Source organism: Paenibacillus sp. J22R160 (assembly GCF_059692135.1).
In genome coordinates, this window is record NZ_JCAUAU010000002.1 from 142,555 (window position 1) to 164,067 (window position 21,513).

Genomic DNA, 21,513 nt, shown 5'->3' on the forward strand with positions numbered 1-21,513 from the left:
AAGCTATGACTGGAACGAGTAGGACGTTTAAGCAGTGTCAGCGAATTAGGGTATTGGTGTGAGCCTAATCTCTGCAGCGTACCGAATATCCCCCAGGAGCGTCTCTTGAATGAAGTAGAGAGAACCGGGTCATGCCGTTACACATGATCGAGTGAATGAGCGAGGAAGTGGCGAGGTTATCGCGTCTTTTCGGCGGCTTATTAACGAGGGTGGTACCGCGAGCAGAGTTTCTCGTCCCTTTAGGGATGAGGGGCTTTTTTTGTTTTTATGGACGACAAAATGTGTGAAGGTAAGAATGGAGTGGTTGGAATGGATTATGGCAAAACATTAAATTTATTACAAACCGATTTTCCGATGAGAGGGAATTTACCTCAAGCGGAGCCTAAAATTCAAGAACATTGGGATGCCGAAGACATCTATGCCAAAGTGCAGGAGAGTCGCAAAGGCAGGAAAAAATTTATTTTGCATGATGGGCCTCCATACGCGAATGGAGATATTCATATTGGACATGCACTTAACAAAGTTTTGAAAGATGTGATTGTTCGGTTTAAAACACTGCAAGGGTATGATGCTCCTTATGTGCCAGGCTGGGATACACACGGCTTGCCGATCGAGCAGGTGATCACGAACAGCGGAAAAGTCGATCGCAAGAAAATGACGGTCCCTGAGTTCCGTGAATATTGCAAAGAATACGCACTGCAATCGGTTGAGAAGCAGAAGAGCCAATTTCAACGTCTAGGTATTCGAGGCGACTGGAAAAATCCTTATATTACGTTGCAGCCGGAATATGAAGCGGGACAAATCCGTGTTTTCGGCAAAATGGTACAAAAGGGGTACGTCTATAAAGGTTTGAAACCTGTCTACTGGTCCCCGTCTTCCGAAAGTGCGTTAGCTGAAGCGGAAATCGAGTACAAAGAAAAAACGTCCTCATCCATCTATGTAGCTTTCCCGGTTAAAGACGGAAAAGGCAAGCTTCCACAAGACGCAGCAATCGTCATCTGGACGACAACAGCTTGGACCCTTCCAGCCAATTTGGGCATCTCCCTGAATCCGGAATTTGATTATGCCGTGGTGCAAGCTAATGGGAAGAAGTACGTAATTGCGCAAGGCTTGCTGGCAGCAGCAGCCAAAGAAATTGGCTGGAGCGATTATGAAGTATTGTCTACAGTGAAAGGTAAAGAACTGGAGTACGCTACTTGCCATCATCCGTTCTACGACCGTGAATCCCTAGTTATGGTCGGCGAACATGTGACGCTTGAAGCCGGTACAGGTTGTGTACATACGGCTCCAGGTCACGGGGAAGATGACTTTGCAATCGGTCAGCGCTATAACATCGGCGTCCTTTGTCCTGTAGATGACCAAGGTCATTTTACAGCGGAAGCACCTGGATTCGAAGGTATGTTCTATGAAAAAGGCGGCAAGCTGATCATTGAGAAGCTGCAGGAATCAGGCCTATTGCTAAAAGCAGGGGAAATTCAGCATCAATATGCGCACGATTGGCGCACGAAGAAGCCTGTTATATACCGCGCTACGGAGCAATGGTTCGCTTCGATCGATAAGTTCAGACAAGAGATGTTGGATGAAATCAAGAAAGTGAAATGGACGCCTGAGTGGGGAGAAGTCCGCCTGCACAACATGATCGCTGATCGCGGAGACTGGTGTATTTCAAGACAACGTTCATGGGGTGTGCCAATCCCTATTTTCTACTGCCGCAGCTGTAATGAACCGCTCGTGAATGAACAAACGATTGAGCATGTTGCACAGCTATTTGAGCAAGAAGGATCGAATGCTTGGTTTATCAAAGAAGAGAAGGACCTGCTTCCTGCTGGAACTAGCTGTTCGAAATGCGGTCATGGCGAATTCCGCAAAGAAACAGACATCATGGATGTTTGGTTTGATTCCGGTTCCAGCCATGTGGCGGTGTTAGAGGCTCGTCCTGAGCTTCAGTGGCCCGCTGATCTGTATCTAGAAGGTTCTGACCAATACCGTGGTTGGTTTAACTCCTCCTTGATTACTGGCGTTGCGACTAAAGAGCAATCACCTTACAAAGGCATTCTAAGTCACGGTTTCACACTGGACGGAGAAGGACGTAAGATGTCCAAGTCCATTGGGAACACGATTGATCCTAATGTGGTTTGCGGCAAGCTAGGCGCTGATATCCTGCGTCTATGGGTGTCCTCCGTGGATTACCAATCAGATCACCGGATTTCGGACAATATTTTGAATCAAACGACGGAAGTTTATCGCAAAATCCGTAACACGATGCGTTTCTTACTCGGAAACTTGAGCCATTTCAATCCCGAGACAGATCGCGTTGCTGTTGAAAGTTTGTCTGAGCTTGACCGCTATGCATTGATCCGTTTGAACCGTATGATTGAAAAGGTTATTAAAGCTTACGACGCCTATGAATTCAACGTTGTTTATCAAACGATTCATCATTTCTGTGCGGTTGAGATGAGCTCCTTCTACTTGGATATCATCAAGGATCGTTTATATGCGAATGCACCGCAAGACCCGGCTCGGAAAGCTTCACAAACGGTGTTGTATGCTTCATTAGTCGCTGTGACCAAGCTAATTTCGCCGGTTTTGGCTCATACGGCTGACGAAGTATGGAAGTACATTCCTGGTGTAGATTTAAGCAGTGTTCAGTTGGCTGAACTGCCGGAAGTGGATTCGAGCTTGTACAATGAGGAATTGGAAAATAAATGGAATAGCTTCCTCGATGTTCGCGATGAAGTGCTGAAAGCACTAGAAGAAGCGCGTAAAGAGAAAGTCATCGGTAATTCTTTAGGGGCTGCTGTGAACCTTTATCCGAGTGAAGCAACTTATGGCTTGCTTTCCCAGCTTGAACAGTTGGATCAACTGTTCATTGTGTCCGCTGTGAGTGTACATCAGCCAGATACGAGTGCGCCTGAGGGGGCACATCAGACGAAGGATTTGGCTATTGCTATTGCCGTTGCAGACGGCGAGAAGTGCGAGCGCTGCTGGATAGTGACTCCAGAGGTTGGGCAAAGTAAGGAACATCCAACCTTATGCGCCAGATGTAATGACGTGGTTACTGCTCATTACCACGAGTAAGAAAGGAGCAAACGAGCTTGCGCTGTAAGAAGCGAAGCTCGTTTGTCCTGTTTATTTTAGAGAGGCTCGTCATCAAGAGAACGTTTATCCGGCTCCAGAAAGGGGTCGCCTTCCTCGCTGTGCATATAATCCCGGTAAGCTTTACTGCGCACAATGGAGACATGTTCGCCATATAAATCCGTGGCTACAAAGCTTTCGAAAGATTCAACATAGCCGACATTCTCATCAGCTTCAATGTACATTTCGTCGTAACTCTCGACGTTAGGGTTTTCTGCGAATGCAGGGGTGTTGGATGTACCCCAGCTTTCAACGATTTGCCAAGCGTCCTCACCGTCAAATTCGGTTTCGTCGTCACGTTCATCAAAGCTTGTCCGGCCAAAAGGCGGATAGAGAACTTGCTCTTCAACGGGTCTTCTGAAGGACTGCTCAGGATCAGGCACATGCTCTTTACAGTAGAGAGTGGTTGGAATAGCTTGCAAACGCTCAAAAGAAATCGGGCTATGGCAAAAGACACACTGGCCATAATCTCCTTTTTCCATATGAGCTATGGCTTCATCAACTTGCCTCAAATGAAATTCAGCATGCTCATTGAGCGAGATATCTTTTTCACGTTCGAAAATCTCGGTGGCCACGTCAGCTGGATGATTATCGTACATGGATAGCTCACCAGTGCTGTCTTTGAAAGAGTTTGACAGGCCAAAATGATCGTTCGTGGCAAAATGTTTTTCGAGATCAAGCTTTTCCTCCAATAATTGCAAGTATAAATGTTTTGTTTGCTCATCGGTTAAATGGCTCATAGGTCGTACAGCTCCCTTCTTACAGCTGATCCTTACCGTTATAATGCCGAGCAGCCGCGTTTTTTAGTGAGGTAATTCCTTGAAAATAAGGTACCTTTCTTGCTTATGGATAGATGTGAATGTTTATGAAGTGGGTTATTGCAGAGGCAAAGCTCCTAGGAGGAAAAGATCATGAAGTATTATTTCTATGCGCTAATTGTGTTTATTTTGGATCAAGTGTCCAAATGGTTCATCGTAAAAAGGATTCCGCTCGGCGAAGAAAGGTCTGTAATCGGCGAGTTTTTCATGATCACTTCCCATCGAAACCGGGGAGCGGCATTCGGTATTTTACAAAACCAACGATGGTTTTTCATTATCATTACGACTTTTGTGTTGATTGGTATCGTATGGTACATGCGTCGGACAAGCCGTGAAGGTAAAACATTGCTGACATGCGCGCTTAGCTTGCTGCTAGGGGGAGCTATCGGAAACTTTGTAGACCGCGCGTTATTCGGCGAAGTTGTGGATTTCCTGCAGGTTACTTTTGATTTCAGCTTTTTTGGTAAGGACATTTATTACATTTATCCTATTTTCAATATCGCTGATTCCGCCATCGTGATCGGGGTTATCCTCATTTTCTTAGATTCAATCCTTGCATGGAGAAAAGAGAAAAAAGGAGCCGCTCATGAACACAAATCAGACCTCGTCTGAAGTCGCATCTCAAGATGTAATGGAATGGACAGTTGAGAAACCGTATGCGGGTGAACGGATCGATAAATTCATCACGGAAGCCTTGGAAGAAGATGTGTCCAGAACCTTGGTGCAGCAATGGGTTAAAGACGGGCATGTTAAGGTAAATGAGAAAACGATCAAGCCAAATTATAAGCTTTCGGAACATGATGTCATTCTGCTGCAAATTCCTGAGCCGCAAGGCGTCGAGCTGATTGCTGAAGACATTCCGCTTAATGTCGTATATGAAGATGCAGATGTTATCGTGATCAACAAACAACGGGGACTCGTTGTACATCCTGCGCCAGGGCACTATTCAGGCACGTTAGTTAATGCCTTGATGCATCATTGCAAGGATCTTTCCGGCATCAACGGAGAGCTGCGTCCTGGCATTGTTCACCGCATCGATAAGGACACATCCGGCTTGATCATGTCAGCTAAGAATGACAAGGCCCATGCCAGTCTTGCGGAGCAATTGAAGGCCCATACGGTTAATCGCAAATATATCGCGTTAGTTCATGGGAATCTTCAGCATGATCAAGGGACGATTGATGCGCCGATTGGACGCGATTCGCATGATCGCAAGATGTACACGGTGACGGAGAAAAACAGTAAACATGCTGTGACACACTTCATCGTGTTGGAGCGTTTTGGCGATTTCACATTGGTGGAGCTCAAGCTTGAAACGGGGAGAACACACCAAATCCGCGTGCACATGAAGTTTATTGGACATCCTTTAGTCGGAGATCCGATGTACGGGAAGAGCAAAGGGATGTTGATGGATGGACAAGCGCTCCATGCCGCAATTCTAGGCTTCGAGCATCCTCGAACAGGGGAATGGCTGCAGTTCGAAGCCCCGATTCCATCGGACATGGAGCACTTACTGCAAACCATACGAACATCCTAGGGTTCATCTGATGGGGAGAGGAGCGAATCACATGGAGCATTTAATTAATCCACAAGTAAAAGATATTCAAATTTCGGGCATTCGTAAAATCTCCAATCTGGTCAGCACCATTCCGGGTGCGCTGACGCTAACGATCGGACAACCGGATTTCCCGACGCCGCGGCACATTATTGAAGCGGGTCATAGGGCGCTGGACGAAAATAAAACCGTTTATACGCAAAATCCAGGCTTGCTGGAGCTTAGAGAAGCGGTATCTCATTTTGTGAAAGTGAAATACGGTCAAACGTATCGTGCTGCTGATGAAATTATTGTAACGGCAGGGGCCAGCCAAGCCGTAGATATCACGCTGCGGACAATACTTACGCCGGGCGCGGAAGTCATTTTGCCGGCACCGATTTATCCAGGGTATGAACCTTTGATTCGTCTAGCTGGCGGAGTTCCCGTATATGTGGACACAAGGAAGAATGGCTTGAAATTAACAGCCGAGCTGCTAGCGCCATATTTAACGGACAAGACACGCTGCGTAATCTTGTGCTACCCGTCGAATCCAACAGGACAAGTGCTGTCCAAACAAGAACTGAACGACTTGGCACAGCTGTTGGAAGAGCGTGAATTGTTCATTTTATCCGATGAAATATACAGTGAGCTTGTATATGGGGGAACCCATCAATCCATTGCGACAATCGGCAAGCTGCGGGAAAAAACGATTGTCATTAATGGATTGTCCAAATCGCATGCCATGACAGGATGGCGGATTGGCTTTACCTTGGCGCCAGCCAACATTACTGAGCATATGGTCAAGGTACACCAATACAATGTCACCTGTGCCAGCTCAGTGAGCCAGTACGCTGCTTTGGAAGCTTTGACAGCAGGGATCGACGATGCACTCCCGATGCGACAAGAATATGAAGCGCGCCGAGACTACGTCTACAACCGTTTGGTGGCTATGGGCTTTGAGCTTGAGAAGCCAGATGGGGCGTTCTATTTGTTCCCGTCCATCGCCAAATTCGGATTATCCTCGCAGGAGTTCACAATGAGACTGCTTCAAGATGAGCATGTCGCGGTTGTGCCCGGAGATGCTTTTACCTCCTACGGGGAAGGCTTTATCCGCATTTCCTACGCTTATTCGCAGGAAGTACTGGAAGAGTCACTGAATCGCGTAGAACGATTTATCAGCAAATTGTAATATGCAAAAAACCTCCAAGGGATTTAGCCTTTGGAGGTTTTTTTGCATATAAGCTTACTGAGATTTAAAACTGAAGTAAGCCGTAATGGTGTTAATCGCGACTTCAATCGCGCGCTCATCCGGGTCAAGCTTGCTATTGTGCAAACCGTGAGGAGTGTCTACCCCTAACCAGAACATGAAACCGGGAATTTGCTCCAAAAAATAGCCAAAATCTTCGCCGGTCATAGCTTCTGTACATTCCACTAGCTGAACTTGATCGGTAGTTCGCAACCACGCCATGAACTCCTCAGTCAAAGCGGGATCATTAAATACTTGACGGTAATTTGAGCCGTAATCGATCGTTACTTTGCATTCAAAAGAGCTTTCGATGCCGGCTGCAATGGCTTCAATCCGTTTTTTGATTTTGTCCATCGAATCAGCGGAAAGAGTGCGAATCGTGCCTTCCAAGCGTCCCTTTTCGGCAATGATGTTCTGTTTTGTGCCAGCCTCCATTTTGCCGATGGTCACGACGGCCGAATCCAATGGATTCACATTACGGGAAACGATGGTTTGCAGTTGGCCAACCATTTGCGTAGCCGCGATAATCATATCATTCGCTTGATGCGGGTAAGCCGCATGCCCGCCTTTGCCCAAGAGATCAATGAACAGCTCAGAGGTATTGGCGAACAGAATCTCAGGCCGCGTGGCAATGGTGCCAACCGGATATTCAGGTGCGACATGGAGGGCAACCATTTGATCGGGCATCCAGTCCTGCAGCTCTTCAGAAGCAAGCATTGGTAATGCGCCCCCAGGACCTTCCTCAGCCGGCTGGAACAAGACAACAAGATCATCTCTCATAGGCTGCTGTACAAAATGGGTGATAACGCCCATTCCAATGGACATGTGGAAATCATGCCCGCAGGCATGCATGTATCCCGGATGCTGCGAAGGAAACGGAAGAGATGTTTCTTCCGTAATCGGCAGCCCGTCCATATCCGCCCGATAGCCAAAGCGTTTGGTCGGATTTGTTCCTTGGATATAAACCAAAATGCCTGTCCGCCACGTCCGGATGCTCATCCGCTCCTGAGGCAGCTTAGCAAGTTGGTCTAAGAGCAGCTTTTGGGTCTTGAACTCTTGAAAGCCCGGCTCTGGGATTTGGTGAAGCTGACGACGCAATGCGATGAAAGGGCTAGACATAGGTGTTCCTCCAGAGGATCTTACAGGGTACGCAGATCTTGTAAGATTTCTGTTTTGGATTTTGTTTTATCGTCAACTTTCTTAATAACGCGAGCAGGAGCTCCTGCAACAACTGTGTACTCTTCTACATCTTGTGTAACGATAGCGCCTGCGGCTACTACGGAACCTTTTCCAATACGAACGCCTTCCAAGATAACGGCATTCGCGCCCACAAGCACGTCATCTTCGATTACGCAAGGTTGTGCGGAAGGGGGCTCAATTACGCCTGCAACTACTGCGCCTGCACCGATGTGACACATTTTGCCGACTTGCGCTCTGCCGCCAAGAACAGCGTTCATGTCGATCATTGTGCCGTCGCCTACGGATGCACCGATGTTAATAAGCGCGCCCATCATGATAACCGCGTTGTCACCGATATGTACTTTATCGCGAATAACCGCGCCTGGCTCGATACGAGCGTTGATCCCTTTCAGGTCAAGCATAGGAATTGCGGAGTTGCGGCGATCTGCTTCAACCACATAATCAACGATTTGTTCTTTGTTGGCTTCAAGCACTGGGGAGATTTCGCTCCACTCGCCAAATACGACGCCGCTTCCGCCGGAAATGAAGGATTGGCTGCCTTCGCCGAATTCGATGCCTTCCAGGTTTCCTTTTACATATACTTTAACCGGAGTTTTTTTCTTGCTTTCTTTAATAAACTGGATGATTTCTAACGTATTCATTTCGCTCATGGTGACATCTCCTTAAAATTAAATTGACTCTCCTATATTATCAGATAGGGGGCGACGTGAAAAGGACCGCGTATCGAGTCGAAGCAACTCGAATCCGCGGCCCCTAATTAGGAGATGGCTTTTGAGGCAAATTGACTATTATACAGGTCGGCATAGAAGCCATTTTGCGCTAAAAGCTGCTCGTGTGTTCCCTGTTCAATAACCGTTCCGTGATTCATGACAAGAATGAGATCAGCATCACGAATGGTAGATAAACGATGTGCGATGACGAAGCTCGTACGGTTCTCCATCAGATTGTTCATCGCCCTCTGAATGGAGACTTCCGTCCGAGTATCAACGGAGCTGGTTGCTTCATCTAGAATCAGAATAGCTGGATCCGCTAATATCGCTCTAGCAATGGTAAGCAGCTGCTTTTGTCCATGAGAGAGATTGGAGGCTTCTTCATTTAAAATGGTGTTGTAGCCGTCCGGCAGCGTTCGGATGAAGTGATCGGCATACGCCGCACGAGCCGCATTCACGATTTCTTCTTCGGATGCGCCGTCTCGGCCGTAAGCGATATTCTCGCGAATCGTGCCGTTGAACAGCCACGTGTCCTGAAGGACCATGCCGAACAATCCCCGAAGGTGGCTGCGAGACATTTTACGGGAATCAACGCCGTCAATGGATATCGTTCCGCCTTTCAATTCATAGAAGCGCATGAGCAGGTTGACGATCGTTGTTTTCCCGGCACCAGTCGGGCCAACAATGGCCACGGTTTGACCTGGCTCCACTTCAATATTCATATGATCAATGAGCGGCTCATCCGTTTTATAGGCAAAAGCGACCTCGTTGAACTTCACATGTCCGCGCACATGCGTTACAGACTTACTGACAGCCTCCTCCAGCACTTCTTCAGGTTCATCCAACAGCTCGAAGATACGTTCTGCGGCAGCGATTGTGGACTGAATAATGTTCGCGATGTTAGCAACTTGCGTGATGGGCATTCCGAATTGCCCGGAGTACTGAATGAATGCTAGAATATCACCAATTTTAATCGCATTGTGCGTCACCATGATACCGCCAATGACACTGACAAGCACATATCCGATATTTCCGATAAATGACATGAGGGGGAAAATCATTCCGGAAATAAATTGCGCCTTCCAACCGGAATGGTACAACCGATCATTGATATCATTGAATTTCTCAATAGATTGATGTTCGCGCCCGAATGCTTTGACAATGGTATGTCCGGTGTACATTTCCTCTACGTGACCATTGAGCTCGCCAAGTGTTTTTTGCTGCCCTTTGAAATATTTCTGCGAGCGGGAGGCAATCATTTTTGTTCCCATAATACTTAAAGGCAACGTGATGATGGTTACTAAAGTCAACAGGGGGCTAATCGTAAGCATCATAATAATAATCCCGAGCAGAGTAACAATGGATGTGATTAGCTGTGTTAAGCTCTGCTGCATGGTCGAAGAGATCGTATCCACATCATTCGTTGCGCGACTCATCGTATCTCCATGGCTGCGAGAATCAAAGAAAGAAAGAGGCACTCGAGCCAGCTTGTCGCTTATATCTTTGCGGAGATTAAACACAATTTTCTGTGTGACACCAACCATGATCCTTTGCTGGATAAAAGTTAATATAGAGCTGAAAACATATAGTGCAGCTAGTATCAAAACAATTTGAAGCAGCGCGTCAAAATCTATGTGTGCGCCGGGCACACCATGCAGCTTAGCCATGGAACCTTCGTATAACTTTGTCGTTGCATTTCCCATGAGCTTGGGACTAACGATGCTGAAAACCGTACTGAGTACGGCAGCTATAAAAACAGAAATGATAGATATCTGGAAAGGCTTCATGTAGCTGGTAAGCCGGCGCAAGGTGCCCTTGAAGTCCTTCGCTTTCTGTACAGGCATCCCCATTGCACCCATGCCGCCTCGGCCAAAATGAGCTGGATTGACACCCTGGGAGGAAGGGCGCTGTTGGTTCTTCGGATGATCACTCATGCTATTTCCTCCTCTGACAACTGGGAAGCTACGATTTCTTGATAGACGCCGCAGGTGCTCATCAGCTCGGCATGTGTGCCGATCCCGGCAATACCTCCGTCTTCCAGCACGACAATGCGGTTTGCATCCATGATGGTGCTGACACGCTGAGCTACGATGATTTTCGTCGCTTGCGCGGTTTCAGCTTTAAGTGCTGCTCGAAGCCTAGCGTCCGTTTTGAAATCAAGCGCGGAGAAGCTGTCATCGAAGACGTAGATTTCCGGTTTGCGAGCAAGGGCTCGGGCAATAGCCAACCGCTGCTTTTGACCACCGGATAAATTTGTGCCTCCCTGAGCGAGGACTGATTGATAGCCGTCTTTCAGTTCAGCAATGAAATCTGCGGCTTGCGCTGTCTGCGCAGCTTGCTGAATCTCTTCCTCCGTCGCCGTCTCGCGTCCAAACCGGATATTGTCAGCTACTGTACCGGAGAAGAGCGCAGCCTTTTGAGGGACATAACCAATTTGTTGTCTAAGACTATCTAGTTTCAATGCAGGCAAGGGATGACCGTCAATTGTAATGCTGCCTTCATTGACATCATAAAAGCGCAGCAGCAAATTGATCAGTGTCGTTTTGCCAGAACCTGTTCCTCCAATAATAGCTGTTACTTCTCCAGGCTCTGCGCGGAATGAAATATCTCGGATCGCAGGCTGCTCGGCTCCAGGATAGCTGAAAGTTACATGCTTAAATTCAATCGCTGCTTGATTGGAAGGAAGGATCATTGCCTCTTTGGTATTATGAATCGTTGATTTCATAGCCAGAACTTCATTAATACGCACTGAAGATGCGGAAGCTCTTGGAATCATCATGAAAATCATCGTCATCATGAACATCGAAAACATAATTTGCATCGCATATTGAATGAAAGCCATCAAATCGCCGATTTGCATTTGATTGCTATCAATGCGAATTCCGCCATACCAAAGGATGACGACAATCCCCAAATTGAAGACCAACATCATGATAGGCATCATAGTCGCCATGATTGTGTTTACTTTGATGGCCGTTTGGGTGTAATCCAGATTCGCTTTTTCAAACTTCCGCTGTTCATGACCGGAACGGTTAAAAGCGCGAATGACTCGGATACCGGTTAAATTCTCGCGAAGTACGAGATTGATAGCATCGATTTTGATTTGCAGTACTTTAAATAGAGGAAGTCCTTTAAACATGATTCCTATGATTGCCAGTGCTAGAATCGGGATTACGGAGATAAGTACAATTGCCAGATGGGCATCCTTGTAGGTTGCCATGATTACACCGCCAATAAGCATTGTCGGCGCGCCGATGAACATCCGCATCATAACAATGACTTGCTGTACTTGCGCGATGTCATTTGTGGTTCGTGTAATGAGGGAAGAGGTTCCAACCTTATCAAATTCATTTAGTGAAAAGCTTTCGACATGGCTAAAAAGCTTGCGGCGCAAATCTCTGCCGAATCCAGTAGCTGTTCGTGCCAGCAAGTAGCTGGCGATCATAACGCAAACCATCGCGCCCATAGCTACCAGAAGCATGTAGGCCCCAAAACGGAGAATATATGCAACATCCCCATGCAAGACGCCAACATCGACGATGTCCGAGAGCAGAGTAGGGAGATACAATTGGGCCAATGACTGAAGGAGCATTAAGGCGATGATTGCTGCTACTGAAATTTTGTACGGGTTCAAAAGTCTAAACAGTTTGAACAAATGTGTTTTCCTCCTTAAAGAATCGTGAGTAAGTGTGATCATATGAAATTGATATGTAAATTATAACACATGATAAAATATCTGTTCAAAAAATCAACGGTATTCATATTGACTTATTGTGTCGAAAGTGGCATAATTCTTTTAATTACATATGTACCTTTAAAAACAGTCCAGAGAGGCTGGCAAGGTAGTCGATAAGAAAAGACGGGATAGGCTGGATCGCGCATCCAGTTTATGAACAAGCTTGAGGATGTGCGCATCCTTATGCCCCGCTCTGTATCTTTATGCACGCTAACTCCTTGCCATTTCATGGGCAAGGAGTTTTTTGGTGTGTTTTGACACTGCCAAAACTCTGCTAGTGCTTACGATGCAAGCTTTCCTACGGAAAACTCAGCCAATGCTTACGATGCCAGTTTTGCTAAAGCAAAACTCTCAGGAGGCGATTCAATTGAACGAAGCAGCCGAACATACGATTATAGACGAAATGGGAATTCGCCGTGCACTTACGCGGATTGCACATGAGATACTTGAAAAGAATAAAGGGGTAGAAAATTGTACCCTAATTGGGATTCGGACACGAGGCATTTATTTAGCGAAGCGAGTCGCTGAGAGAATCTTAGAAATCGAAGGCGTACCGGTTCCTGTTGGCGAGATTGATATCACTTCTTATCGAGACGACCGGGTCAAAGTGAAATCCGCCCTGAACGTTCAGGAAGGCGGCCGCATCCAGATTCAAGACCGGAAAATTATTCTGTTCGACGATGTCCTGTTTACGGGACGCACCGTGCGGGCAGCCATGGACGCCTTAATCGACCTGGGCAGGCCGCAAATGATACAGTTGGCCGTGCTTGTGGACAGAGGGCATCGCGAACTGCCGATTCGCCCGGATTATGTAGGAAAGAACGTGCCTACCTCCAAAAGTGAAAGCATTGAAGTGCTGCTAACGGAAATCGACGATAAAGACGGCGTCATTATACTTCAACAGAGGGGGAAACAGGAGTGAGCATAGTGAGTACACAAACGAAACATTTTCTGGGATTAAAAGGGGTTAGCGCAGATGAGATCACAAGCATCCTTGATCGTGCGGCCTACTTTGAGCAGAGTCCTGCGAAAGTGACCAATCAATTTAACGGCAAATTCGTTTCCAATTTATTTTTTGAAAATAGCACAAGAACCCGCTTTTCCTTCGAGCTGGCGCAAAAGCGCCTAGGCGCGGACGTCCTTAACTTCTCGGCAGCGGAGTCCAGCGTACAAAAAGGCGAGTCCATCTACGACACAGTCCGCACATTAGAGTCTATGGGCATCGACGCAGGCGTCATCCGCTTGAAGCCGAACGGCGTGCTCCAGGAGCTCGCGGAGAAAATCAACATCCCGCTCATTAACGCGGGAGACGGCAACAACGAGCATCCGACGCAAGCGCTGCTCGACTTCTACACGATGCGCAAGCAGTTCGGCGCCATCAAAGGGCTGACCGTCTCCATCGTCGGAGACATTCTGCACAGCCGCGTGGCACGCTCGAATCTGTGGGGACTGCTCGCACTGGGCGCGAAAGTGCAATTCTGCGCGCCAGCCAGCATGCAGGCTCCAGAACTCGCCGAGTTCGCGCCGTATGTGTCCTTCGACGAAGCGCTGAAGGCAGACGTCGTCATGATGCTGCGTGTGCAGCTGGAACGCCACGACACAGGGCTTCTTCGCTCCGCTGAGGAATACCGCGAGCAGTACGGTCTAACCGTAGAGCGCGCGAGCCGCATGGCTCCTCACGCGATCATCATGCACCCGGCTCCGGTTAACCGCAACGTGGAACTGGACGATGAACTTGTTGAACATGAAAAATCAAAAATTTTCACGCAAATTGCTCACGGTGTGCCGATCCGTATGGCCGTCATCGAACGAGCTTTATCATAAAACAGGGGGATTTCACCACAATGGGCATTTGGATTCTAAACGGACTTACAGTTGACGCAAATAATGTACAAGCGAAGAAACACATTTTAGTTGAAAATGATAAAATTGCTCAGGTTCTGGACGCAGTTGACGGTTCAGCAGCTCCGCAAACAGAAGGGCATGAAGTGATCGACGCAGCAGGCAAATTGGTAACACCTGGCTTTATCGATATGCATGTTCACTTGAGAGAGCCTGGGTTTGAACATAAAGAAAATATTGCGACCGGAACGCGTTCCGCAGCAAGAGGCGGCTTCACAACGATTGCTTGTATGCCGAATACAAGACCCGTCATCGATACTGCGGAGACGGTGAACTACATATTGGATAAAGCAGCTACTGAAGGCGTAATTCGCGTCCTGCCCTACGGCACGATCACGAAAAACGAGCTTGGCCGCGAGTTGACGGACTTTGCCGCGCTGAAAGAAGCGGGTGTCATCGGCTACACGGATGACGGTGTAGGCGTGCAAAGCGCGCAAATGATGAAGGATGCAATGGCGCTGGCCGCATCCATCGGAATGCCAATCATCGCTCACTGCGAGGATGATACGCTTGTAGTCGGAGCGCCAGTCAGCGAAGGCTCTTTCGCGAAGAAGCACGGTCTGAAAGGCATCCCGAACGAATCCGAAGCGATTCATGTCGGGCGCGACGTGCTGCTGGCTGAAGCAACGGGTGTTCACTACCACGTGTGCCACGTTTCTACAGAGCAATCGGTTCGCTTGATCCGTCATGCGAAGCAGTTCGGAATTAAAGTGACCGCGGAGGTATGCCCGCATCACCTCGTGCTGTCGGATGAAGACATTCCAGGGCTTGACGCTAACTGGAAGATGAACCCGCCGCTGCGTACACCGCGCGATGTGCAAGCTGTCATCGAAGGTCTTGAAGACGGCACGATCGACATTATCGTTACAGACCATGCGCCGCATTCGGAAGAAGAGAAAGAGAAGGGCATGATGCTTGCGCCATTCGGTATCCTTGGTTTCGAGACAGCCTTCAACCTGCTGTATACGAAATTTGTTCTGACTGGCAAATGGACGCTTGGTTTCCTAGTAGATCGAATGACTAAGAAACCTGCTGACGTATTCGGGCTTCCATACGGAACGTTGAATGTAGGAAGCGTAGCAGACATTACTATTGTAGATTTAGAAACGGAGCGTGAGGTTCTCAAAGAAGAGATTGTTTCACGCAGCAAAAACACACCGTTTATCGGATGGAAACTGAAGGGTTGGCCGGTTGTTACCATCGCTTCGGGTAAAATCGTTTATTCATAAAATTGACATGAAAAGTCTATACGGCAAGGCGAATTTCGTGTATATTTATACAAACTGATCATTTTTTATGCAAGTCTACGCATGATTGATGGTAACCAATTAGCATGGCATCTGCGGTTCGTTAGAATCGTTGACAATAGTGAAGGAGCTGAACATACATGCAGGCAAGATTGTTGCTGGAAGACGGCACGCTTTTTACAGGAAAATCGTTCGGTAGTGAAGGTGAGTCCGTCGGTGAGGTAGTATTCAACACGGGGATGACAGGGTATCAGGAGGTCCTTTCCGACCCTTCTTACTGCGGTCAAATCGTAACGATGACTTATCCATTGGTGGGGAACTACGGTGTGATTCGTGATGATTTTGAATCCGTACGCCCATTCATTCATGGCTTTGTTGTTCGTGAACATGAAGAAATCCCAAGCAACTGGAGAGCCCAATACACGCTAGGCAGCTTGCTCAAGGAATACGGCATCGTAGGCATCAGCGGTATCGATACGCGTATGTTGACGCGTAAAATCCGTCACCACGGTGTTATGAAAAGCTTGCTGACAACATCCAATAAATCCGTTGCCGAGTTGACTGAAATCCTGCGAGGAACTTCCCTCATGACGGATCAAGTTGCTCGTGTCTCTACGAAAAGTGTGTTCGGAGCGCCTGGTCACAAAGAGCGTATCGTGCTCGTTGACTTTGGGGCAAAAAGCGGGATTATCCGCGATCTGAGCAAACGCGACTGTGACGTTGTGGTTGTGCCTCAAGATGCAACAGCAGAACAAATCCGCCGCCTTGCACCAGATGGCGTCCTGCTCTCTAACGGCCCTGGGGATCCCAAAGACGTTCCTCACGCTGTCGAAATGATCAAAGGTTTGCTTGGCGATATCCCGCTTTTCGGAATTTGCTTGGGTCACCAACTGTTCGCACTCGCTTGCGGTGCTGACACTGACAAACTGAAGTTCGGACACCGCGGAGGTAATCACCCTGTTAAGGATCTGGCTTCTGGCCGCTGCTATATTACATCGCAAAATCATGGCTACACCGTTAAAGATGAGTCCGTCGCTGGTACTGATCTTGAAGTGACGCACATTAACAATAATGACCGTACAATCGAAGGTTTGAAACATAAGAAATTCCCAGCTTTCTCGGTTCAATACCATCCGGAAGCCGCGCCTGGACCTTTTGACTCCAGCTATCTGTTCGATGACTTCATCTCGATGATTCGTCAACACAAACTTGATAACCCAGAGCAGCCGCGCCAAGCGCAAATGCTTGCTCAGTGGAAAGCGTCCACGGCATCGACATCTGTAAGTAAAACTTACGAAGCAAGTTTTGCTGACGCAAAACTCTAGGGAGGAACGGTAATATGCCTAAAAATAATACACTCAAAAAGATCCTCGTTATCGGTTCCGGTCCGATCGTTATCGGTCAGGCTGCGGAATTCGACTACGCGGGAACGCAAGCTTGCCAAGCATTGAAGGAAGAAGGCATGGAAGTTATCCTGATCAACTCCAACCCGGCTACGATCATGACCGATACGAACATGGCAGACAAAGTATATATTGAGCCCATTACCCTTGAATTTGTTACACAAATCATTCGTCAAGAGCGTCCGGACGGCTTGCTTCCAACTCTAGGCGGTCAAACAGGTCTGAACATGGCTGTAGAACTTGCTCGCGCAGGAGTTCTTGAGAGCGAGAATGTAAAGCTTCTGGGTACTCAGCTTACTGCGATTGAGAAAGCGGAAGATCGCGATCTTTTCAGAGACTTGATGAGAGAACTAGAGCAGCCTGTGCCGGATAGCGTTATCGTAACAACAGTCGCGCAAGCGGTAGATTTTGCTAATGAAATCGGCTTCCCGATCATCGTTCGCCCAGCTTACACACTTGGCGGTACTGGCGGCGGTATCTGTAACACAATGGAAGAGCTGACGGAGATCGTAGCTTCCGGAATTCGTTACAGCCCAATCGGTCAGTGTCTCGTTGAACGCAGCATCGCGGGCATGAAAGAAGTCGAGTATGAAGTTATGCGTGACGCGAACGACAACTGTATCGTTGTATGTAACATGGAGAATTTTGATCCGGTTGGCGTACATACAGGAGACAGCATTGTAGTAGCGCCAAGCCAAACATTGTCGGATCGCGAATATCAAATGCTTCGCTCCGCTTCCTTGAAAATCATTCGCGCTTTGAACATCGAAGGCGGTTGTAACGTACAATATGCGCTTGATCCACACAGCTTCCAATATTATGTCATCGAAGTTAACCCGCGCGTAAGCCGCTCTTCGGCGCTTGCATCCAAAGCAACGGGCTATCCGATTGCCAAAATGGCTGCTAAAATTGCGATTGGCTACACACTTGATGAGCTTGTGAATCCAGTAACGGGTCAAACTTATGCCTGCTTCGAGCCTGCACTTGACTACATCGTGTCCAAAATCCCGCGCTGGCCATTCGATAAATTTACGGCTGCTAACCGCAAGTTAGGGACACAAATGAAAGCAACTGGCGAAGTTATGGCCATCGGCCGTACATTCGAAGAGTCCATTCACAAGGCGGTTCGCTCGTTGGAAATTGGCGTACACCGGTTGTTCCTGAAGGAAACAGACCTTTTGGACAAAGAAACGTTAGAATCCCGTTTGCAAAAACCTGATGATGAGCGCTTGTTCTTACTAGCAGAAGCTTACCGCAGGGGCTATTCCGTAGAGCAATTGCAAAATTTGACGAAAATTGACTGGTGGTTCTTGAACAAGCTTGAAGGTTTGATCAAGTATGAGAAAGAAATCGCAGCGAGTGAATTAACGGCTGAGCTGATCTTTGAAATTAAGCGTAAAGGCTTTACAGATCGCGCAATTGCTGAAATTCGTACGCTTGCAGGCTGCACAACATTCATTAACGAAGCGGATGTAAGAACTTATCGCTTGAAGCACAACATTAAACCAGTTTACAAAATGGTTGATACTTGCGCAGCGGAGTTTGAAGCTTCGACGCCATACTATTATTCAACTTATGAGCAAGAAGATGAAGTAACGGAAACAACGAAAGAGAAAGTCGTTGTACTTGGCTCCGGTCCAATCCGTATCGGTCAAGGGATCGAGTTTGACTACTCCACGGTACACGCTGTATGGGCGATTCAAGCTGCTGGTTACGAAGCTGTTATTATCAATAACAACCCAGAGACGGTTTCCACGGACTTCAACACATCCGATCGCTTGTACTTCGAGCCATTGTTCTTCGAAGATGTTATGAACGTGATTGAACGCGAGAACCCAATCGGTGTTATCGTACAGTTCGGCGGTCAAACAGCCATCAACCTGGCAGCTCCTTTACACAAAGCAGGAGTTCGCATTCTAGGTTCCGATCTGGAAAGCATTGATACGGCAGAAGATCGCAAAAAATTCGAAGCCCTGCTTAGCAAACTTTCGATTGCTCAGCCTCCAGGCGGCACCGTAACTTCGGTGAATCAAGCGGTTGGAACAGCAGCGAAGTTCGGCTATCCGGTCATCGTTCGACCTTCCTATGTCTTGGGTGGACGTGCGATGGAGATTGTCTACTCCGATGAAGAATTGCTAAGCTACATGGAATATGCCGTGAAAATCAACCCTGAGCATCCGGTTCTGATCGACCGCTATATGCTGGGGAAAGAGGTAGAGGTAGACGCAATTTGTGATAGAGAAACAGTTCTAATCCCTGGGATTATGGAACATGTTGAGCGTGCTGGGGTTCACTCCGGCGACTCCATCGCGGTGTACCCGCCGCAATCGCTCTCTGACGATATTAAGGCGCAAATTATCGAGATTACGACAAAAATTGGTCTAGAACTTAACGTAGTTGGCTTGGTTAACATCCAATTCGTTATCCACAACGATCAAGTGTATGTGATCGAGGTTAACCCGCGTTCTTCCAGAACGGTACCATTCTTAAGCAAAGTAACGAACATCCCGATGGCTAACGTAGCAACACGTGTTATTATGGGACAAAAGCTGACGGACATGGGTTACCAAAGCGGTCTATGGCCGGAAGATAGCTATGTCTCCGTGAAAGTGCCGGTATTCTCCTTTGCGAAACTTCGCCGTGTAGATACAACACTCGGACCTGAGATGAAATCAACAGGTGAGGTAATGGGCCGCGATACGAACTTTGCTAAGGCGCTCTACAAAGGCTTAATCGGAGCAGGTATGAAAATTCCAGCAGCTGGTTCCGTTGTAGTAACGGTTGCTGACAAAGACAAAGAAGAAGCAATTGAGATCTTGAAAGGCTTCTACCGTCTCGGCTATAAAATCATTGCGACTGGCGGAACGGCAACAGCTATTGAAGAAGCTGGACTTCCAGTAACAACGGTGCATAAATTGAGCGAAGGCTCACCAAACATTTTGGACTTGATCCGCAGCGGGGACGCGCAGTTTGTTGTAAACACGCTGACCAAAGGTAAAACGCCTGAGCGCGACGGTTTCCGTATTCGCCGTGAAGCCGTTGAGAACGGTGTGGTTTGTATGACATCGCTCGACACGGTGAGAGCACTCGTTAATATGCTCGAAGCGATCAACTTCTCCTCACGCGCAATGCCAGTTCATGTCTAAGAAAGAGGTGACGGACTTGTCAGTGTTAACTCGTACGGATGTTGCAGGACGCATTATGGTCGCACTCGATTATGCAAATGCGGCAAGCGCCGAAGGGCTGCTGAAGCAGCTCGAAGGGATTCCTTGCTACGTGAAGGTGGGCATGCAGCTGTTCTATGCTGCAGGTCCAGGCTTCGTCGCGAGTCTGAAAGATCGCGGTTATAAGGTGTTCCTCGATGTGAAGATGCATGACATTCCGAACACGGTCAAAGGCGGCGCGGAAAGCGTAACGCGCCTAGGGGTGGATGTGTTCAACGTCCATGCTGCCGGAGGCAAGGACATGATGGCAGCTGCCTTGGAGGGTGTCGACAAGGGATTGGCCGCAGGCGCTGCACGCCCGATCGTCATCGGCGTGACGCAGCTGACCAGCACCTCGCAAGCGGTGCTGAACGAAGAGATCGGCTTGACCGGTACGGTTGAGCAAGCCGTCATTCGTTATGCCCGCTTGGCGCATGCCGCGGGGCTTCAAGGCGTCGTCGCCTCACCGCTTGAGGTGACGGCGATTAAGGCGGCGTGCGGTGACGGCTTCGTCACCGTAACGCCGGGCATCCGCCCAGCAGGAGCGGATGTTGGCGACCAGTCGCGCATCATGACGCCAAGAGAGGCGTTCGCACAAGCAACGGACTACGTTGTGATCGGCAGACCGATCACAGGCGCGGCGGATCCAAGGGCTGCATTGGAATCAATTATTGATTCCATCCTGTAGCACCTAACAACGGAAGGAACGGTGGAAGAAACATGAGTCAACTCGAAACGATTGCGAAGCATGTCGCGGCTTCCTTATTAGATATTGAAGCGGTCGCTCTTCGGCCGCAACAACCTTTTACATGGACATCGGGCTTGAAATCCCCGATTTATTGCGACAACCGTCTGACAATGTCACACCCGGCTATTCGCGAAGCAATTGCTGACGGCTTCGTCAGCTTGATGCAAGAGAAGTTCCCGGACGCTGAGGTTGTTGCCGGCACAGCAACTGCTGGCATCCCTCATGCTGCATGGGTAGCTCAGAAGCTGGGTCTCCCGATGATTTACATTCGCGATAAAGCGAAAGGCCATGGCAAAGAGAATCTGATTGAAGGTTCTGTGAAGCCAGGCCAAAAGGTCATCGTTATCGAAGACCTGATTTCAACGGGCGGAAGCTCTTTGAAAGCAGCGATTGCTGTCAAAGAAGCGGGAGCTGTTCCACTAGGCGTACTAGCCATTTTCTCCTACCAATTGGACAAGGCGACAGATGCTTTCCAAGCTGCGGAGATGCCGCTTCACACGCTTTCCAACTACTCTACGCTGCTTGAAGTAGCCTTAGAGAAAGGCGCAATCAAAGCGGAGGATATGGCATTACTTCGTTCATGGAGAGAGAATCCTGCGGCGTTTGGCGTGTAGAAGAGATTCAAAGATTG

The 21,513-nt window shown here is 48.2% G+C and carries 16 protein-coding genes and 1 other annotated feature (1 of these 17 only partly in view); of the genes, 11 read left to right on the forward strand and 5 right to left on the reverse strand.

Annotated features, from left to right (window positions below; genetic code table 11):
* Positions 1 to 242: a binding site (T-box leader), on the forward strand; it begins 4 nt to the left of the window's first position.
* 67 nt (positions 243 to 309) lie between these two features.
* The gene (gene ileS, locus AC58UW_RS04040; protein ID WP_497419983.1) at positions 310 to 3,078 is read left to right on the forward strand and encodes an isoleucine--tRNA ligase; all 2,769 of its coding nucleotides are present in this window, start codon (positions 310 to 312) and stop codon (positions 3,076 to 3,078) included.
* A 56-nt stretch (positions 3,079 to 3,134) separates the two neighbouring features.
* On the opposite strand, the gene AC58UW_RS04045 is transcribed toward ileS, so the two are convergent.
* The gene (locus tag AC58UW_RS04045) at positions 3,135 to 3,875 is read right to left on the reverse strand and encodes a TraR/DksA C4-type zinc finger protein (protein ID WP_497419433.1); all 741 of its coding nucleotides are present in this window, start codon (positions 3,873 to 3,875) and stop codon (positions 3,135 to 3,137) included.
* Positions 3,876 to 4,046: 171 nt separating this feature from the next.
* Here AC58UW_RS04045 and lspA point away from each other — a divergent pair, with 171 nt between their 5' ends.
* From lspA to AC58UW_RS04060, 3 genes are read left to right on the forward strand one after another with little or no spacing between them, the layout of a single operon-like run.
* Entirely contained in the window at positions 4,047 to 4,565 is a 519-nt protein-coding gene (lspA, locus tag AC58UW_RS04050) for a signal peptidase II (protein ID WP_497419434.1), read from the forward strand.
* On the forward strand, positions 4,540 to 5,490 hold the full coding sequence (locus tag AC58UW_RS04055; protein WP_497419435.1) for an RluA family pseudouridine synthase: 951 nt from the start codon (positions 4,540 to 4,542) through the stop codon (positions 5,488 to 5,490). The genes lspA and AC58UW_RS04055 overlap by 26 nt, the downstream gene beginning before the upstream one ends.
* A gap of 31 nt (positions 5,491 to 5,521) precedes the next feature.
* Positions 5,522 to 6,676 carry an aminotransferase A gene (locus AC58UW_RS04060; protein ID WP_497419436.1) on the forward strand — a complete coding sequence of 385 codons (1,155 nt, stop codon included), beginning with the start codon at positions 5,522 to 5,524 and terminating at the stop codon, positions 6,674 to 6,676.
* Positions 6,677 to 6,730: 54 nt separating this feature from the next.
* Here AC58UW_RS04060 and AC58UW_RS04065 read toward each other — a convergent pair whose 3' ends face one another.
* The 4 genes from AC58UW_RS04065 to AC58UW_RS04080 all read right to left on the reverse strand — a co-directional run bounded on the left by AC58UW_RS04065 (position 6,731) and on the right by AC58UW_RS04080 (position 12,298).
* Positions 6,731 to 7,852: an N-acetyldiaminopimelate deacetylase gene (locus tag AC58UW_RS04065; RefSeq protein ID WP_497419437.1), complete on the reverse strand. Its 1,122-nt coding sequence runs from the start codon at positions 7,850 to 7,852 to the stop codon at positions 6,731 to 6,733.
* A 20-nt stretch (positions 7,853 to 7,872) separates the two neighbouring features.
* Positions 7,873 to 8,583 (reverse strand): 2,3,4,5-tetrahydropyridine-2,6-dicarboxylate N-acetyltransferase, encoded by a 711-nt coding sequence (gene dapD / locus AC58UW_RS04070; RefSeq protein ID WP_161406031.1) that lies wholly within the window; start codon positions 8,581 to 8,583, stop codon positions 7,873 to 7,875.
* 107 nt (positions 8,584 to 8,690) lie between these two features.
* A complete protein-coding gene (locus tag AC58UW_RS04075) occupies positions 8,691 to 10,577 on the reverse strand; it encodes an ABC transporter ATP-binding protein (protein WP_497419438.1) in 1,887 nt (628 codons plus the stop codon).
* The gene (locus AC58UW_RS04080; protein ID WP_497419439.1) at positions 10,574 to 12,298 is read right to left on the reverse strand and encodes an ABC transporter ATP-binding protein; all 1,725 of its coding nucleotides are present in this window, start codon (positions 12,296 to 12,298) and stop codon (positions 10,574 to 10,576) included. The genes AC58UW_RS04075 and AC58UW_RS04080 overlap by 4 nt, the downstream gene beginning before the upstream one ends.
* A gap of 484 nt (positions 12,299 to 12,782) precedes the next feature.
* On the opposite strand from AC58UW_RS04080, the gene pyrR reads away from it, so the two are divergent.
* From pyrR to pyrE, 7 genes are all read left to right on the forward strand, one after another.
* A complete protein-coding gene (gene pyrR / locus AC58UW_RS04085) occupies positions 12,783 to 13,301 on the forward strand; it encodes a bifunctional pyr operon transcriptional regulator/uracil phosphoribosyltransferase PyrR (protein WP_497419984.1) in 519 nt (172 codons plus the stop codon).
* Positions 13,298 to 14,203 (forward strand): aspartate carbamoyltransferase catalytic subunit, encoded by a 906-nt coding sequence (locus tag AC58UW_RS04090; protein WP_497419440.1) that lies wholly within the window; start codon positions 13,298 to 13,300, stop codon positions 14,201 to 14,203. Before pyrR ends, AC58UW_RS04090 begins: the two co-directional genes overlap by 4 nt.
* Positions 14,204 to 14,223: 20 nt before the next feature.
* Positions 14,224 to 15,510: a dihydroorotase gene (gene pyrC / locus AC58UW_RS04095; protein WP_497419441.1), complete on the forward strand. Its 1,287-nt coding sequence runs from the start codon at positions 14,224 to 14,226 to the stop codon at positions 15,508 to 15,510.
* A gap of 158 nt (positions 15,511 to 15,668) precedes the next feature.
* Positions 15,669 to 16,853, forward strand: coding sequence for a carbamoyl phosphate synthase small subunit (locus tag AC58UW_RS04100; RefSeq protein WP_161406025.1), 1,185 nt, complete (start codon positions 15,669 to 15,671; stop codon positions 16,851 to 16,853).
* A 14-nt stretch (positions 16,854 to 16,867) separates the two neighbouring features.
* Positions 16,868 to 20,077, forward strand: coding sequence for a carbamoyl-phosphate synthase large subunit (gene carB, locus AC58UW_RS04105; RefSeq protein WP_497419442.1), 3,210 nt, complete (start codon positions 16,868 to 16,870; stop codon positions 20,075 to 20,077).
* The gene (gene pyrF / locus AC58UW_RS04110; RefSeq protein WP_497419443.1) at positions 20,070 to 20,822 is read left to right on the forward strand and encodes an orotidine-5'-phosphate decarboxylase; all 753 of its coding nucleotides are present in this window, start codon (positions 20,070 to 20,072) and stop codon (positions 20,820 to 20,822) included. The genes carB and pyrF overlap by 8 nt, the downstream gene beginning before the upstream one ends.
* Before the next feature lie 32 nt (positions 20,823 to 20,854).
* Complete coding sequence (pyrE, locus tag AC58UW_RS04115; RefSeq protein WP_497419444.1) at positions 20,855 to 21,496, forward strand: orotate phosphoribosyltransferase; 642 nt, start codon at positions 20,855 to 20,857, stop codon at positions 21,494 to 21,496.
* Positions 21,497 to 21,513 lie beyond the last annotated feature (17 nt).

Bases quoted from the DNA above. Each gene is read 5' to 3' on its own strand.
- pyrR (WP_497419984.1), top strand. From the start codon at position 12,783: ATGGGAATTCGCCGTGCACTTACGCGGATTGCACATGAGATACTTGAA.
- AC58UW_RS04100 (WP_161406025.1), top strand. From the start codon at position 15,669: ATGCAGGCAAGATTGTTGCTGGAAGACGGCACGCTTTTTACAGGAAAA.
- AC58UW_RS04055 (WP_497419435.1), top strand. From the start codon at position 4,540: ATGAACACAAATCAGACCTCGTCTGAAGTCGCATCTCAAGATGTAATG.
- pyrE (WP_497419444.1), top strand. From the start codon at position 20,855: ATGAGTCAACTCGAAACGATTGCGAAGCATGTCGCGGCTTCCTTATTA.
- ileS (WP_497419983.1), top strand. From the start codon at position 310: ATGGATTATGGCAAAACATTAAATTTATTACAAACCGATTTTCCGATG.
- carB (WP_497419442.1), top strand. From the start codon at position 16,868: ATGCCTAAAAATAATACACTCAAAAAGATCCTCGTTATCGGTTCCGGT.
- pyrF (WP_497419443.1), top strand. From the start codon at position 20,070: ATGTCTAAGAAAGAGGTGACGGACTTGTCAGTGTTAACTCGTACGGAT.
- AC58UW_RS04045 (WP_497419433.1), bottom strand. From the start codon at position 3,875: ATGAGCCATTTAACCGATGAGCAAACAAAACATTTATACTTGCAATTA.
- AC58UW_RS04060 (WP_497419436.1), top strand. From the start codon at position 5,522: ATGGAGCATTTAATTAATCCACAAGTAAAAGATATTCAAATTTCGGGC.
- lspA (WP_497419434.1), top strand. From the start codon at position 4,047: ATGAAGTATTATTTCTATGCGCTAATTGTGTTTATTTTGGATCAAGTG.
- pyrC (WP_497419441.1), top strand. From the start codon at position 14,224: ATGGGCATTTGGATTCTAAACGGACTTACAGTTGACGCAAATAATGTA.
- AC58UW_RS04075 (WP_497419438.1), bottom strand. From the start codon at position 10,577: ATGAGTGATCATCCGAAGAACCAACAGCGCCCTTCCTCCCAGGGTGTC.
- dapD (WP_161406031.1), bottom strand. From the start codon at position 8,583: ATGAGCGAAATGAATACGTTAGAAATCATCCAGTTTATTAAAGAAAGC.
- AC58UW_RS04065 (WP_497419437.1), bottom strand. From the start codon at position 7,852: ATGTCTAGCCCTTTCATCGCATTGCGTCGTCAGCTTCACCAAATCCCA.